Raw genomic sequence first — 13,911 nt, forward strand, 5'->3', positions numbered from 1 at the left:
CGGTGCTGCCCGTTCCGGCGTTCAGAGCGTGGGTGATCTGTGCCTTGGGGTAGCGGCGGTGCCCGCCCAGGGTTTTGACCGAGGCGAGGCGGCCGTCCTTCTCCCAGCGGGTGACGGTCTTGGGGTCGACACGGAAGAGACGGGCGATTTCGCCGGGGGTGAGCAGGGCGTCGGCGGTCTCGACCAGGTCGGGCAGGGGCGCGGTGGGCACGTGGTTCTCCATCGGTGTCGTTCGTGTCGAGGGGCGGGGGCCGGGTCCGGTCCGGGGAAGTACGACCGGCCCCGGGTCTGAGGGGCGGGGCCGCCGGCCCCCCTTTTCGGCGGCGGCCCCGCGGCCCGGTGCGTACGCACCGGGCTGGGAACCTCCGGGCGCAACGGTGCCGCCCGGAGGAGGTTCTCAGGGGGAGCGGCCGGAGGCGACCGTACGGGTCACGTGCCGCATCTGCCGGGAGAGCCGGTCAGGGTTGGCGCAGCGCAGCGGCGCCACCGTGGCGGGGCCGAGGAAGAACGCCACCCACATACGCAGGGAGTACGACCACATCACCCACCAGCCCGGGTGGTGGTAGGTGAGCGATGCGGCCACCTGCCGGTACTCGCGGTCCTGCCCGGGATGCCACCTCACGGGTTCTCGACCACCGCGCGCACCGTCAACGGCCCCGCCCCGGCGCCCTTCCACGCCCAGTCCCACTCCCAGTACACGGCCAGGTGGTCCACCAGGTGCAGACCGGGAAGCGGAGCCTGCCGGACATCGCCCAGACGCGGGTAGGGGATGACGGTGTCGCCCCGGGGGCCGTTGTCGGTCACGGCGACGCCGACCAGGAACGGGTTGACGTCGATGACCACCCGCACGGTCCCGCCGGGGTCCCCCGAACGGGAGTGCTTGCGGGCGTTCGACACCAGCGCCTCGGCCACCAGGAAGACCGGTTTCCTCGCCCGGCGGGAAACCACCGTGGGCACCCACGCGGCCAGGGCGGTACAGCCCCGCTCGTGTCCCAGGAGGATGCCGTGCCGGTGGGGCTCGGAGAACCCGATCCGATGCGGGTACGGCACTTTGGGCTCGGACCCGGGATCTGGCTGCGGTGCCGAAGCGGCGATAGGCTTCAATCGTCTCACCTCGTGTCATTGCGTGACAGGTGGGGCTTTTGCCTCGGAGGCCGCCTCGAATCGGCTTCCGGGGCTCTTTTGTGTCCTTGTGGGCCTATTTCCCTACAGGCAGCAGCGGATAAAACATCGCCCGTCTACCGTCCACCTCAGCCGGGAAGGCCCTTCATCATGAACCTTGCCAACTGAACCGCCTCTCGGTCTATGATTACCGCCCAAGACGGTAAAAGTTCTATGACCAGCGGTTCCGTTGGGTAAGCGAGTGATGCTTTGAGGAAAACGGAGGAGAGCGAAGAAGCTGCACGGCTTCGCTTTGGAAGGCTGCTCAGGAAACTCCGAGGTCAGGCAGGGCTCTCTCAGCAGGAACTTGCCGCTCTCGCCACCGTTTCCCAGAGCACGGTCAGCGATTTGGAACTCGGGAAAAAGGGGACGCGTCGGGAACCAGTGGTTCGCCTGGATCACGCTCTTACCGCGCGGGGTGTTCTCATGGACGCGTGGGATGCGGTGTTCTCCGGCTTCGGCATGACCGCGTACTTCCGCGAAGTGGCAGAAGCGGAGCAGACGGCTGTCAAGATCCGTGAGTACTCCCACGGCCTGGTTCCTGGACTGTTCCAAACCGAGGGCTATGTCAGGGCCATCAACGAGATCGCGAAGCCGGAAGCCCCTCAGAGCAGCTTCGATCACATCGTCAAGGCCAGGCAGCATCGTCAACAAGTTCTGGAACAGGCCCACCCACCTGCGTTGATGTTGCTCCTGGACGAAGTGGTGCTTCTGCGCCGCTTCCGTGACCCCCAGGTGATGAAGGACCAAATCAGCCGCCTTATCGACATGTCCCGCCTTCCTCGGGTCAAGATCCAGGTGGTGCCGATCGCGACCGAAGGACATGCGGGCCTGGGCGGGTCCTTTACGCTGATTGAGGTACCGGACAGCCACCCGTTCGTCTACGTCGAAAGCCAGGAGACCGGGGTGTCACTCAAGCAGCAAGAGGTTGTGGCAAGCTACGAGCGGATATTCGCGGACCTGGGAAGCTCCGCTCTGCCGGTACCCGCGTCACGGTCCCGCATGGAAGAGATTCGAGGCAGCATCACATGATGACCGAGGACTGGAACAAGTCCACCTACAGCAACGCGAACGGCGGCAACTGCCTGGAAGCCCGCCGCGATCAGGCCGCGGTCCTGGTGCGCGACACCCAGAACCGGCCGCTCGGCCACCTGGAGGCCCCGGCCCCCGAGTGGACCGCCCTGCTGGCGGCGGTGCGCGGCTGGTAGCCCCCACGAACGCGAAAAACCGCACCCCGTCAGTGTTGGTGACGGGGTGCGGTTCTCGTGTTCAGCCGGTTCAGGCTACCCCGGGCCAGGACACACCACTAGGACCGAAGGCCCCACCCTCCTACCTGCCGCCCAGGTGCTCCGCCCACGCCTCCGCCGCCACGGCCAACGCTTCCAACCGCTTCCCGTCCGGCCGTCACCGCACGACGGCCTGTCTACGACGCATCACGTGCCGGTAGCCTCGCCCCATGTGCTGTCAGAAGCCTGGGGAGGCTGACATGGCGGTGATCCCCGACGGCGGTTGGCGCAAGAGCAGCTACAGCGGTGCTCGCGGAGACTGCGTCGAGGTCAACGGGACCTTGGTCGGTTGGCACACGTCCCCCTACAGCGGCGCCCAAGGTGACTGCGTCGAGGTCAACGAGACGGCCGTCGCCGGTGCGGTGTTCCTGCGCGACACCCGCCACCGCGACCTGGCCACCCTCGCCTTCCCCGGCCGGGAGTGGAGCGCCTTCCTCAACAGGACCGTCCGGATCTGGGCGCGCTGACCGGAAAGGTCCACGGCCCTGACCCTCTCCACCCCCGGTCTCCACCCCGGTCTCCACCCCCGATGATCTTGTACTTATAGCGCAGTTGGGCGTCGAGAACGTCTATAGGTACAAGATCATCGGGGGCGGGGGCGGGGTGCGGGGCGGAGGCCCACACGTACGGGCCGCCCGGGCCACCGCCCCCGGCCCGCCGACCCCGGAGCCTCCGGCGAGCCGACACCGTCGGCGCGGCACGTCACTGTCCGCATCCGGCCATGGGCCGGATCCATGACATTCGTCAATGTTGCACACGTACGTCCGGTTCGTACCGTGGTGCCTCCGAAGCACACGACCCCGTTCCCCCCGGAACGAGACCGAAAGCGGAGGCCACCCCTGTGCGCCGAGCACGCACGATCCCCTTGGCCGCGAGCGTCCTGACGGCCGCCCTCACCACCTCCCTCGCGGCGGGGTCGCCCGCCGCGGCCGACCCCGCCGCCCCCGCCCCCGCAGAAACCGCCCTCGCGCAGTTCTACGACCAGGACGTCGCGTGGGCCCCCTGCACCGAGGCCGAACTCCCCGGCCTGGAGTGCGCCGACATCGAGGTCCCCCTCGACTACGCGGATCCCGGCGGCACGCGCATCACCGTGGCCGTCAGCCGCGGGACCGCCGACGACGCCGAACGGCGGCGCGGCATCCTCCTCACCAACCCCGGTGGCCCCGGAGGCCACGGGCGCGCCGTCCCCCTCTCCCTCGCGGACAACCCCGCAGCCGGCTGGGCCCTCGGGGACACGCGTGCGGCCGAGGTGTACGACATCATCGGCATGGACCCCCGCGGCACCGGCGCGTCCTCACCCCGCGTGGACTGCGGTGCCGGCCCCCTGCCCTTCTTCACGCGCCCGACCGACGCCGAGTTCTCCGCCATGACCAGGGCCGCGGTCGACTACCAGCGCACCTGCGAGCGCACCCAGGGCGACCTGCTCCCGCACATGAGCACCGCGAACACCGCCCGGGACATGGACGTCATCCGCGCCGCGCTGGGCGAGGAGAAGCTCAACTACCTCGGCGGCTCCTACGGCACGTACCTGGGCGCGGTGTACGGCACCCTCTTCCCCGAGCGGATGGACCGCAGCGTCCTGGACTCCGCCACCCGCCCCGAGGGCGTGTCGCGCGACGCCCTCATGGGCCAGGCCCCGGCCTTCAGCGCCAACATGGACCGGTACGCGGCCTGGCTCGCCGAGCACGACGACCTGTACGGCTTCGGTACCACCGCGGACGACGTGCGGGAGACGCTCGACGCCACCTCCGCGCGGCTCCGGGAGGAGCCGCTCGGCGAGGACTCCCCCATGCCGGGGTACGAGAACAACTTCTTCGACATGGACATCGGCTTCCACGCGCGGTTCCAGGCCTCGTGGGACGCGTTCGCCTCGTTCCAGTGGTTCCTCGTCAACGACGAGCCGCTGCCCGAGGGGTACGAAACCCTGAGCATCGCCTACAGCCCTGTGGTGGGCGACACCTTCACGCCGGACCTCCAGACCGCGGTCCTGTGCGAGACGGAGTGGCCCGGCCGGCTCAGCGTGTACCGGGAGGACAGCCGCGTGTACCGGGAGGAGCACCCCTACGGGAGCGGCGCGGGGTGGGCCTCCCCCCACCCGTGCGCCTTCAGCACCGTCGACCGGCCCGAACCCGCGGTCGACGCCGAGCGCGACGGCTACCCGCGGGGCCTGGTCATCGCCGGTGAGCTGGACGCCAACACCCCCTACGAGGACGGCGTGGCCATGGCCGAACGCCTGGACAACCCGCTGGTCACGGTGGCCGGGGACGGCGGGCACGGCTTCTACCACTCCTTCGGCCTGCCGTGCGTGAGGGACGCCGTGGACGCCTACCTGGTGGACGGCGAGGCCCCGGCCGACGTCACCTGCCAGGGCCTTCCGCCCGCGGAACCGGCCCCGGCGGCCGAGACCGCCGAGGCGTTCGCGCAGGAACCGGCCGAGCCCGTCGCCCCGCTGCTCCTGCCCGCCACGGGCGGCTCCGGGGTCTGACCGGGAACCGGTCCGGGGGAGGGGACGACCTGAGCCCCTCCCCCGGAGAACGCGAACGGCCCGCACCGTGCGGTGCGGGCCGTTCGTCATGCGGTGCGGACCGGGACCGGTAAGGGCCGGGTCCCGTGCTCGTCGTGCGCCTGCCGGAGGCATGTCCGGGGCCGCGGACGAGGTCCGCCGGGAAGGATCCTGTGCTTGTCGCGGGGTTCGTCGCAGTTGCCCGCGACAAGGACAGGAGCCGGGTCGTGCCGCAGGACCGGAGCGCTGTCCGGTCCCGGCGCTAGTACGCGGCGCCCGCGAGGGTGCCCTCGACCTGGCCGGCCATGTCGTAGGCCAGGCAGAGGACCTCGCGGTCGCCCAGGTTCCAGCCCTCCTCGACGGGGTACAGCGGCGTGTAGTCGATGCCGGACTCGGCGTAGGCCATGCCCACCCAGGCGTCGAAGGCGTCGAGGCAGATGGTGTTGGCGGCCTCCTGGACGGCGGTGTCGCCCGGGTAGTCGCCCGACTCCGCGATGTCCTCCACGTGGTAGACCTCGTAGTCGTGGGGCTCTGCGCAGTCGATGATGGGAACCTCGGAGATCTGGTCGTCCGTGTTCTGCGTCATCTCGTTCAGGCAGTCGCCCAGACCGACGTTGAAGACGTCCGTGTCGGAGGCGCCGGCGGGCTCCTCGGACTCCACGGGCTCCGGGGCGGGGGTCTCGGGGGTCTCGCTGGTCTCGACCGGTTCGGGGGAGACCTCGGCCCCGCCGGTGAGGGCGGGGGGCAGCAGGGGAAGCTGGCCACATGCGGAGAGGGACAGCGAGGCGCCGACGGCCAGGATCCCGATAGTGATGCGGCCGAGCAGCGGGCGGCGCGTTGCGGACATGAGTAGTACTCCACCAGTTCGAGGGTTGCTTGCTACCGACTCGGGGGAGGGTCGGCGACATGTATCAAGATGCACGTGACACGGAGAAGGTTTCAGCCCAAGACGGGGCGAATCAGAATTTTTGAATTCTCCGGTCGCGACGTGCTCTCCATCGCCGCAGGTGAACAGCGGCGCGGGGCGGCGCGGGCTGGAGCAGGGCCCGTCACCGGAGGTGCGCGGTACTCGCGGGTCCAGCGGGTTCAGCGGGTCTAGCGGTTGGCGCCGGAGAGGGTGCCGGTGACCATCTCACCGCTGGTGGTCAGGTAGCAGGCGACCTCGCGGTCGTCCATCTGGTTCCAGCTCTCCTCGGTCGGGAAGAGCGCGCCGGCGTAGATCTCGGACTCTTCGTAGGAGACGCCGACGAAGTCGGTGAAGTTGTCCCCGTAGCAGATCTCCTCCGTGGAGGCGTTGACCGACTCCGTGCCCGGGAAGTCGCCCTCGGGCAGGTCCTCGGTGTAGTAGACCTCGGCGTCGTGCTCCTCGGTGCACTCGACCAGGGGGACGTCGCTGACCTCGCCCGTGGCGAAGGCCGCGTCCATCTCGGACTCGACGAAGCAGTCGCCGACGCTGATGTCGAAGACGTTGCCGCCGCCGATGAGGGAGGTGATGGCGCCGCAGCCGCTGAGGGCGAGGACGGAGCCGAGGGCGAGCGCGGACAGACCGGTGGCGCGCAGGACGGGGGAAACAGACATGGGGATTCTCCGGGGTTGGTACAAGGGGTTCTTGCCTCTCCGAGAGAGGCGGCAGAAACGCAACATTTCCCCACCAGGGGATTTATGTCAATCTCATTAGGGAGGTCACCTCATGAGACCGAACGGTCACGATGCGCATTGACTGAGCTGCGATGCCGTGGACCCAAGGGGATCTCGGGCACCGAACGCAGGAGACCATCCGGCTACGACAGTTCGAGGTGCCGCACATCACCACCGACCGCTGCCGGAAGCGGCGAACGACCCCCCGAAAGGGACGCCGTTCCGCACGGGACGCCAAGGGCACAGAATGCGTCAGCGCGAATTCGGGGAGTAGGGAAAGGAGGACGCGAAAAACAGGGAAAGGGCGATCGGCGAATTCGGTCCCGGGAAAGCACGAGACCCCGATCGGAATCGATCGGGGTCTCGGATCGTGTGCGTCATCAGGGACTTGAACCCCGAACCCGCTGATTAAGAGTCAGCTGCTCTGCCAATTGAGCTAATGACGCCTGTCGTCCCGCGCGGGCTCTCGCCCTCGTTGCGACGGATTGAACTCTACCGGAACCGTGGAGCACTCCGCGCCTCCGAGGCCCCGATGTGGGGCACACCACCCGGCGGAGCCGGGGACCTCGGAAGCGGTCGGCCCCGGCGGGAGGTGATGCCTCCCGCCGGGGCCGACCCGCTGTGCGTCATCAGGGACTTGAACCCCGAACCCGCTGATTAAGAGTCAGCTGCTCTGCCAATTGAGCTAATGACGCCCGCCGCTCCCGGGTGCCGGACCGTGGCCCGTACCCCCTGGCGACGTCGTTAACTCTAGCAGGACCGCGGGGCGGTCGCGAACCGGTTCCGGACCGACCGGCGGGTCCGCCCCGTGCCGCCAGAGCCCGACAGGGGTCCTAGGAGAAGGCCAGGACCAGCGCGACGACCACCGCGATCGCCAGGACCACGCCGACGCCCGCCAGCACCAGCGGCAGGATCGGGCGGCGCGCGGGCTCCTCGGGCTCCGGGTTCTCGTCGACGAAGCGGCGGAAGTGCTGGGTGTTGCCCGCCGGGTCCAGGTTGGGATCATTGTTCTGTGTCATGGGGTTGACACTAGCGACTCGTGCGACCCCAGCGGACCCCCGTAGACAAATCCGACCGATTTCACCACCGGTGCTTGGTTTTCCGTTCGCGCCGCGTCCACGGGCCGCCACGCTCCGCCCACCTCCCGGCCAACCGCAGGGCGGGCAGTCCTCATCCGGGTGAAAGCCGAACGTAAGACGCCTGTCCCACACTTGTGCCGGGCGGGTCCGCTCCGACCGGTACTTCCCCGCGGCCGTGGCGGCCCGTCCCGGGCCCGGTACGCAGCACGGCGGCCATCCGGGCCGTGGGAGTGACGCCGCGTGCCGGGCCCGCCTCCTCAAGGCTCCGCACCAGCTCCGAGCCGGACGCGTGCGGGTTGGTGTCGAACCAGGCCACGGCCATCCGCAGCGGCAGCGGCAGGTATCCCGCCAGGTGGGCGAGGCGCCGCAGCACCGTCTCCCGGCACCGGTCCGCACCGATCTGTGAGCGGAGCAGTTCGACGGCGGCCCCCGGCGGCAGCGCCCCCACCGGGAGCGCGCGGAGCCCGTCGCGCACCAGCAGGTCGGTCAGCCAGTTCCGGCTGGTGACCACCGCGGCGCAACCGGCGCCGCCGGGCAGCAGGGGCCGCACCTGGCGGCTGGTGGCCGCATTGTCCAGGATCAGCAGGACGCGTCTGCGCGCCAGGAGCGTGCGGACGCGGGCCGCGGCGTCCTCGGCGTCCAGGATGCCCGTGCCGTGCCACCCCGAGGACAGGGAGCGCACCAGCCGGCGCAGGACCTCGGCCGTGTCGCGCGGGGAGCCGTCGCCGTCGCGCAGGTTGACGTACAGCTGGCCGTCCGGGAAGTGCGGCGCCACCGCGTGCGCCCAGCGCAGCGCCAGGGCGCTGCTCCCCGCCCCGGCCGGGCCGCGCACGAGCACGCTGCCGGGGGTGCCCCCGCGCGGGTCGACGAGCCGGTCGAGTTCGGCCAGGGCCCCGTCGCGCCCCACCAGGACGGCGGGGGCGGAGGGCAGCTCGGAGGGCGTGACGGAGCCGGGCACCCTGGCGGGGGGCCGGACCGGATCGGGCGCCGGCTCCTCCGCCCGGACGCACCGGCCCGCGGGTCCCCCCGGGGCCGCGTCCGCGCCGGCGCAGGCGCCGGTGTCCTCCGCGGGCGTCCCCGCGCCGCGGACCAGGGCCCTCTGGCGCGGGATGCGCGCGAGCGGGTCGCGGTGCGCGTCGTGCCCCGGGGGCCGCGCGGGCCCGTGCTCCGACGGGGGGTCCAGGTCCCCGCGCAGGATGCCGTGGAAGGTCTCCTGGAGTTCGCGTCCCGGGTCGGCGCCGAGGCGCTCGACCAGGGCGTCGCGGGTGCGCGCGTACACACGCAGGGCCTCGCTGGGACGGCCGCTGCGGTAGAGGGCGATCATCTGGACGCGGATGAGGGGCTCGCGCTCGGGGTGGTCGGTGGCGATCGGCCGGATCTGGTCGGCCACCCGCTCGTGGTCGCCGCGCGCCAGGGCCCCGCCGAAGCCCTCCTCCGCGGCGCGCAGCAGCTCCTCGGTGAGGGGAGGCACGTCGCGGGAGTGCAGGACGGGGCTGGCCACGTCGGCCAGGACCGGGCCGCGCCACAGGCCCAGGGCCCGGATGAGGAGTTCGGTGCGGGCCCCGCGGTCGCCCCGCGCCGCGGCGTCGGCCGCGCTCCCGACCAGTGCCCGAAAGCGCAGGAGGTCGGACTGCTCCTCGGCGAGGTCGATGCGGTAGCCGCCGTTCCCGCCGCGGATGAGCGGCGTGCCGCAGTGGTGCTCGAACAGCGCGCGGGCACGGGCGACGTGGACCTGGAGGGCGCTGCGGTTGGCCTGGGTGGGCGGGGCGTCCCAGATCCGCTCGACGAGGTGGGCGGTGGGGACGGTGCTCCCCGCGTTGAGGAGGAGCGAGGCGAGCAGGGCGCGGCGCTTGTCCCCGCGCAGGTTCAGCGGCACCCCTGCGACCTCGACGCCGAACTGCCCCAGCAGCCCGACGTGGAGCCCCCCGGCCCCGCGGTCGACCGGCCGCGTGCCGGCCGTCGCGCCGGTCCCGGCGGCCGATCCGGACCGCCGTCCTTCCGAGTCGCTCGGCGACACGGCACCATCCCCCCTGGCGGGTTGCGCGCGTGACGGATGAACCGCGACGCCCCCGCCCCCAGGGTGCCGCCTGAGCTGGGATCCCGCAATCGGAGGGTGGATACTTGCTGCCGCGACCGTCCCTTGAAATCCTTGATTCTCCCGCTTTTTCCCTCCACTGCGTTGACTCTGCACCACGACCGAAAGAAACTTTCCTCCATGGCGCAAATTCCGAAGCCTTCGGGCGACCTACCGGAGACCGGGGCGCTCTCCGTCTCGCCCGTCCCCACGACGGTGCTCCGCATACGGTCGCTCCTGCCCTCCCTCGCGCCCGCCGAGCGGCGGGTCGCCCAGCGCGTCATCGACGACCCCGAGAGGGCCGCGGCCTCCTCCATCACCCAGCTCGCCAAGGACTGCGCCACCTCCGAGGCGACGGTGATCCGGTTCTGCCGCACCATCGACTTCAGCGGGTACCGGGAGCTGCGCCTGGCGCTGGCCACGGAGGCCGGGCAGGCCCGCGGCGCCCGCTCCGGCTCCCCCGAGCTGTCCAGCGACATCAACCCCGACGACACGCTCGTCACGGTGGTCCAGAAGATCGCCTACACCGACGCGCGCGCCGTCGAGGAGACCGGGGCGGCCCTGGACGTGGACGTCCTGCGCACGGTCATCGACACGATGGCGGGCGCGCGGCGCATCGACGTGTACGGGGTGGGGGCGAGCGCGTTCGTCGGCGCCGACCTCCAGCAGAAGCTGCACCGGATCGGGATGACCTCGTTCGCGTGGTCCGACGCGCACGTCATGCTCACCAGCGCCGCCCTCCTCGACGAGCGGGACGTCGCCATCGGCATCTCCCACTCCGGCTCGACCATCGACACGGTCCAGGCGCTGACCGAGGCGGGCAGGCGAGGGGCGCGGACCGTCGCCATCACCAACTTCCCCCGGTCCGCGATCGGGTTCGCCGACCACGTGCTGACCACGGCGGCGCGGGAGACCACGTTCCGGTCCGGGGCGACCGCGAGCAGGCTCGCCCAGCTGACCGTCGTGGACTGCCTGTTCGTGGGCCTGGCCCAGAGCCGCTACACCGACAGCCGCACCGCGTTGGAGACCACCTTCGAGGCTGTGCGGGGCCTGCGGATCAACGACGACCGCAGACGCCGCCGGGGGGACTCCCCCGGCAGCAGGAGCACCGACGGAAACGACGACTGACCGGCGCGCGTCCGGCCCCGTCGCCCGGTTTCCCGGCGGTGGGCCGGGCTCGGCCCTACGGAAAGGAACGGCACGGGTGCGGACCGAACAGGAGAGCGCGGTACACGGCGGCGGGGAAGACGTCCCCCGGCCCCCCGGCGACCCGGAGGGCGGTGGGGCCGTGATCGTGCGCGCCCCCACAGAAGAGCGCAACTCCGGCACGTACGACATCGACCTGCTCCCGGCGCTCGACATCCTGCGGCAGATCAACGCCGAGGACACCACGGTCCCCGCGGCCGTGGGCGCGGTCCTGCCCGAGCTGGCGCGGGCCGTGGAGCTGGGGGTGGCCGCCCTGGAGGGCGGGGCGGCCATCCACTACTTCGGCGCGGGCACCTCGGGGCGGATCGCCGCGCAGGACGCCGCCGAGCTGCCGCCGACGTACGGCGTGCCCGCCGAGTGGGTGGTGGCGCACCACGCGGGCGGCGGCGAGGCGCTGGCACGGGCCGTGGAGGGGATCGAGGACGACTGGGAGTCCGGCCGGATCGACGCCGCGGGCGTGTCCGAAGGCTCCCTCGTGGTGGGGCTGGCCGCGAGCGGCCGCACCCCGTACGTGGGGGGAGCCCTGGAGGCGGCCAGGGAGCGCGGGGCGTCGACGGTGCTGATCAGCGCGAACCCCGGGGCGTCGCTCGCCTCGGCCGCGGACGTGCACGTGGGCGTCTCCACGGGCGCGGAGGTGATCGCCGGGTCCACGCGCATGAAGGCCGGCACGGCGCAGAAGCTCGCCCTGAACGCGTTCTCCACCGCGGTGATGGTGCGCATGGGCCGGACGTTCTCGAACCTGATGGTGGGCGTGGACGCCACCAACGGCAAGCTGCGGGGCCGGGTGGTGACCATCCTGACGCAGGCCACCGGCCTGGGCGAGGAGGCGTGCGCGGAGGCCCTCAACGCCGCCGGCGGCGACACCCGGGTGGCGCTCGTGTCGCTCCTGGCCGACGTGGACGCGGCCGGTGCCGCGCGGGCCCTGGGCTCGTCGAAGGGGCGGGTGCGCGACGCCCTCGGGAAACTGGGGGTGCCGGGCCCCGTCACCCCGGAGTAGGCCGGGAGCGGCCCGCGGCCGTCCCGGCGGGACGGCCGCGGGCCCGGAGCCGGGTCCGAGGTCCCGGAGCCGAGGTCCCGGAGCCGAGGTCCCGGAGCCGAGGTCCCGGAGCCGGGGTCCCGGACGCGGTCCGCCGCCCGGGCCCGGCCACCGCGGCCGACCGGCCGTCCACAGGCCCCGGGGACCTCTGGCGGCCGGGGCGGCCCCCGCCCTACCGTGGAAACCGGGGGGTCCCCCGGCCCCCTCCGCACAGCGCTGCCCGGGCGCTAACCGCGTTCGAGGGCGGTGCCGATGAGCCCGATCGGCGGGGAGCCGAGGTCGAGCAGCGCCCGGTGGAACCTGGGCAGGTCGAACCCCTCCCCCCACTGCTCGCGGGCGCGCTCGCGCAGCGCGAGGATCTCCAGCTTGCCCCAGGTGTAGCGGCCGTAGGTGGGGTCGAAGGTCGCCCGGCGGGCCTCGGAGAGGGCGGCGGGCCCCTGGAGCGGGGTGTCCTCGGCGAAGCGGGCGGCCGCCTCCTCCACCGTCATGCCGCCGGTGTGCATGCCGATGGCCACCGACAGGCGGGTGACGCGGATCAGCGCCTCCACCCACACACCGACCTCGTAGTGGTCCGCGGTCCACGCGGGGTCCCCCAGGCGTTCGGCGGCGTACTCGCCGAAGCCCTCCTCCAGGCACATCTCCTCGGCGTAGTGCGCCCACCCCTCGGCGAAGGTCATCGAGTGCAGGGCGCGGCGCACCTGGCCGGGGGCCCTGCGCAGCGCGCGGCCGTGGGAGAAGTGGCCCGGCGCCACCTCGTGCACGCTCACGGCGGGCAGGGTGGTGTGGCTGAACATCTCCAGCCACTCGCCCGCCTCCTCCTCGCTCCACGCCTTGTCGGGCGGGGTGATGAAGTAGAAGGAGGGGGTGTCGGCCTCCCACGGGCCCGACCACGCCATCATCGCGGTCGCCCAGCGCTGCGAGGGCGGGGAGACATCCACGCGGCACTCGCCGTCGCTCCACGGGGCCAGCCCGCGCTCGGCGGTGAACTCGACGGCGAGCCCGGTCCAGCGGCGGGCGGCGTCCAGGACCCCGTCGGCGGCCGGGTACTGCCGGGTGAGCTCGCGGGCGAACTCCATGGGGTCGCGGCCCGGGGCCATCCGGCCGGTGACCGCGGCCAGGGCCGCCCGCAGGCGGTCGCGCTCGGCGTCGGCGCGGGAGGCGAGGTCGGCGAGGTCCACCTCGGCCGCCTCGACGGTGCCCATCAGGCGGCTCAGGGCGTCCGCGCCGAGCCGGGCGCTCTCCGGGCCCTCCCGGACCGCCCGCTCCATGTGGGCGACGAGGCGGGCGTGTGCGGCGAGGGCGGGTTCGAGGACGTCGGCGGGGAGATCGTCGGGGAGGCCGTCGGCCACACCCCTCACCGCGGCCAGGAGCGCGTCGGCGACGGGGGCGGGGACCCTGTCCAGGGAGGCGACGGCGTTGTCGACCACGCGCGGCCACTCGGCCAGGTGGGCGACGCGCGCGGCGTCGCGCTCCGCCCGGGGCGCGTACTCGCGGTCGTAGACCGAGACGTCGAGTTCGCCCAGGTGGTGGAGGGGGTTGGAACGGTGCAGCTGGAGTTCGCCCAGCTCGTAGCGGAGCCCCTGCTCGAACGCGGCCAGGTGGGCCTCGTCGTGGGCGTCGGCGACGGGGTCGCCGCCGAGCCGGGACAGCGCGTCCCGGATCCCGTCGGGCGACGTGTCGGCGACCCTGCCGTCGTACTCGTGCATCCCGGAGCCCTCGCGCATGCTCCCGGGCATGAGGTCGGCGAGGGCGCGCAGGCGCGGGGACAGGTCGTCGTGGTGCGGCTGTGAGGACATGCGGCGACTCTAACGGGGTGTCCGGGCGGCGCACAGCCGGGTTTTCCGCCCGGGGCGGTTCGCCCGCAGGGTCGCCCCGCTCGTCCTACCCTCCGCCGGAACTCTCCGGCCGCTCCGGGCGTCTTCTCAGGC

13 protein-coding genes, 2 tRNA genes and 1 pseudogene are annotated in these 13,911 nt (G+C 72.3%); 6 read left to right on the top strand and 10 right to left on the bottom strand.

Features of this window, described 5'->3' with window-relative positions:
• Window positions 1-13: 13 nt before the first annotated feature.
• From OUQ99_RS24800 to OUQ99_RS24810, 3 genes and pseudogenes are all read right to left on the bottom strand, one after another.
• Window positions 14-223: pseudogene (locus tag OUQ99_RS24800) on the bottom strand (BldC family transcriptional regulator); the annotation flags it as partial.
• Between the two features lie 174 nt (window positions 224-397).
• Window positions 398-622 carry a hypothetical protein gene (locus tag OUQ99_RS24805; protein ID WP_267946195.1) on the bottom strand — a complete coding sequence of 75 codons (225 nt, stop codon included), beginning with the start codon at window positions 620-622 and terminating at the stop codon, window positions 398-400.
• A complete protein-coding gene (locus tag OUQ99_RS24810) occupies window positions 619-1,050 on the bottom strand; it encodes an ATP-binding protein (protein WP_267946196.1) in 432 nt (143 codons plus the stop codon). The genes OUQ99_RS24805 and OUQ99_RS24810 overlap by 4 nt, the downstream gene beginning before the upstream one ends.
• A gap of 321 nt (window positions 1,051-1,371) precedes the next feature.
• On the opposite strand from OUQ99_RS24810, the gene OUQ99_RS24815 reads away from it, so the two are divergent.
• The 4 genes from OUQ99_RS24815 (at window position 1,372) to OUQ99_RS24830 (ending at window position 4,932) form a co-directional block, all read left to right on the top strand.
• Complete coding sequence (locus OUQ99_RS24815) at window positions 1,372-2,193, top strand: helix-turn-helix domain-containing protein (RefSeq protein ID WP_267946197.1); 822 nt, start codon at window positions 1,372-1,374, stop codon at window positions 2,191-2,193.
• A complete protein-coding gene (locus tag OUQ99_RS24820) occupies window positions 2,190-2,369 on the top strand; it encodes a DUF397 domain-containing protein (protein WP_267946198.1) in 180 nt (59 codons plus the stop codon). Before OUQ99_RS24815 ends, OUQ99_RS24820 begins: the two co-directional genes overlap by 4 nt.
• A 278-nt stretch (window positions 2,370-2,647) precedes the next feature.
• Window positions 2,648-2,914 (top strand): DUF397 domain-containing protein, encoded by a 267-nt coding sequence (locus OUQ99_RS24825; RefSeq protein ID WP_267946199.1) that lies wholly within the window; start codon window positions 2,648-2,650, stop codon window positions 2,912-2,914.
• Window positions 2,915-3,312: 398 nt separating this feature from the next.
• Window positions 3,313-4,932 (top strand): alpha/beta hydrolase, encoded by a 1,620-nt coding sequence (locus tag OUQ99_RS24830; protein WP_267946200.1) that lies wholly within the window; start codon window positions 3,313-3,315, stop codon window positions 4,930-4,932.
• Between the two features lie 280 nt (window positions 4,933-5,212).
• Here OUQ99_RS24830 and OUQ99_RS24835 read toward each other — a convergent pair whose 3' ends face one another.
• The 6 genes from OUQ99_RS24835 to OUQ99_RS24860 form a co-directional block, all read right to left on the bottom strand.
• Window positions 5,213-5,797: a septum formation family protein gene (locus OUQ99_RS24835; protein ID WP_267946201.1), complete on the bottom strand. Its 585-nt coding sequence runs from the start codon at window positions 5,795-5,797 to the stop codon at window positions 5,213-5,215.
• Window positions 5,798-6,045: 248 nt separating this feature from the next.
• Complete coding sequence (locus OUQ99_RS24840; protein ID WP_267946202.1) at window positions 6,046-6,528, bottom strand: septum formation family protein; 483 nt, start codon at window positions 6,526-6,528, stop codon at window positions 6,046-6,048.
• Window positions 6,529-6,961: 433 nt separating this feature from the next.
• A tRNA-Lys gene (locus OUQ99_RS24845) sits at window positions 6,962-7,034 on the bottom strand.
• Between the two features lie 176 nt (window positions 7,035-7,210).
• A tRNA-Lys gene (locus OUQ99_RS24850) sits at window positions 7,211-7,283 on the bottom strand.
• Window positions 7,284-7,421: 138 nt separating this feature from the next.
• The gene (locus OUQ99_RS24855) at window positions 7,422-7,607 is read right to left on the bottom strand and encodes a hypothetical protein (protein WP_267946203.1); all 186 of its coding nucleotides are present in this window, start codon (window positions 7,605-7,607) and stop codon (window positions 7,422-7,424) included.
• A 151-nt stretch (window positions 7,608-7,758) separates the two neighbouring features.
• Window positions 7,759-9,684: a BTAD domain-containing putative transcriptional regulator gene (locus tag OUQ99_RS24860; RefSeq protein ID WP_431061445.1), complete on the bottom strand. Its 1,926-nt coding sequence runs from the start codon at window positions 9,682-9,684 to the stop codon at window positions 7,759-7,761.
• A 198-nt stretch (window positions 9,685-9,882) separates the two neighbouring features.
• Between OUQ99_RS24860 and OUQ99_RS24865 the strand changes: the two genes are divergently transcribed.
• Both OUQ99_RS24865 and OUQ99_RS24870 read left to right on the top strand, forming a co-directional pair.
• Window positions 9,883-10,869, top strand: a complete 987-nt coding sequence (locus OUQ99_RS24865; RefSeq protein WP_267946204.1) for a MurR/RpiR family transcriptional regulator — start codon at window positions 9,883-9,885, stop codon at window positions 10,867-10,869.
• Window positions 10,870-10,945: 76 nt separating this feature from the next.
• Window positions 10,946-11,944 carry an N-acetylmuramic acid 6-phosphate etherase gene (locus OUQ99_RS24870; protein WP_267946205.1) on the top strand — a complete coding sequence of 333 codons (999 nt, stop codon included), beginning with the start codon at window positions 10,946-10,948 and terminating at the stop codon, window positions 11,942-11,944.
• Between the two features lie 266 nt (window positions 11,945-12,210).
• Here the strand turns inward: OUQ99_RS24870 and OUQ99_RS24875 are convergent, their stop codons facing one another.
• Window positions 12,211-13,779 carry a DUF885 family protein gene (locus OUQ99_RS24875; protein ID WP_267946206.1) on the bottom strand — a complete coding sequence of 523 codons (1,569 nt, stop codon included), beginning with the start codon at window positions 13,777-13,779 and terminating at the stop codon, window positions 12,211-12,213.
• Between the last annotated feature and the right edge of the window lie 132 nt (window positions 13,780-13,911).

This window comes from Streptomonospora nanhaiensis (assembly GCF_026642255.1).
GTDB lineage: Bacteria > Actinomycetota > Actinomycetes > Streptosporangiales > Streptosporangiaceae > Nocardiopsis > Nocardiopsis tropica.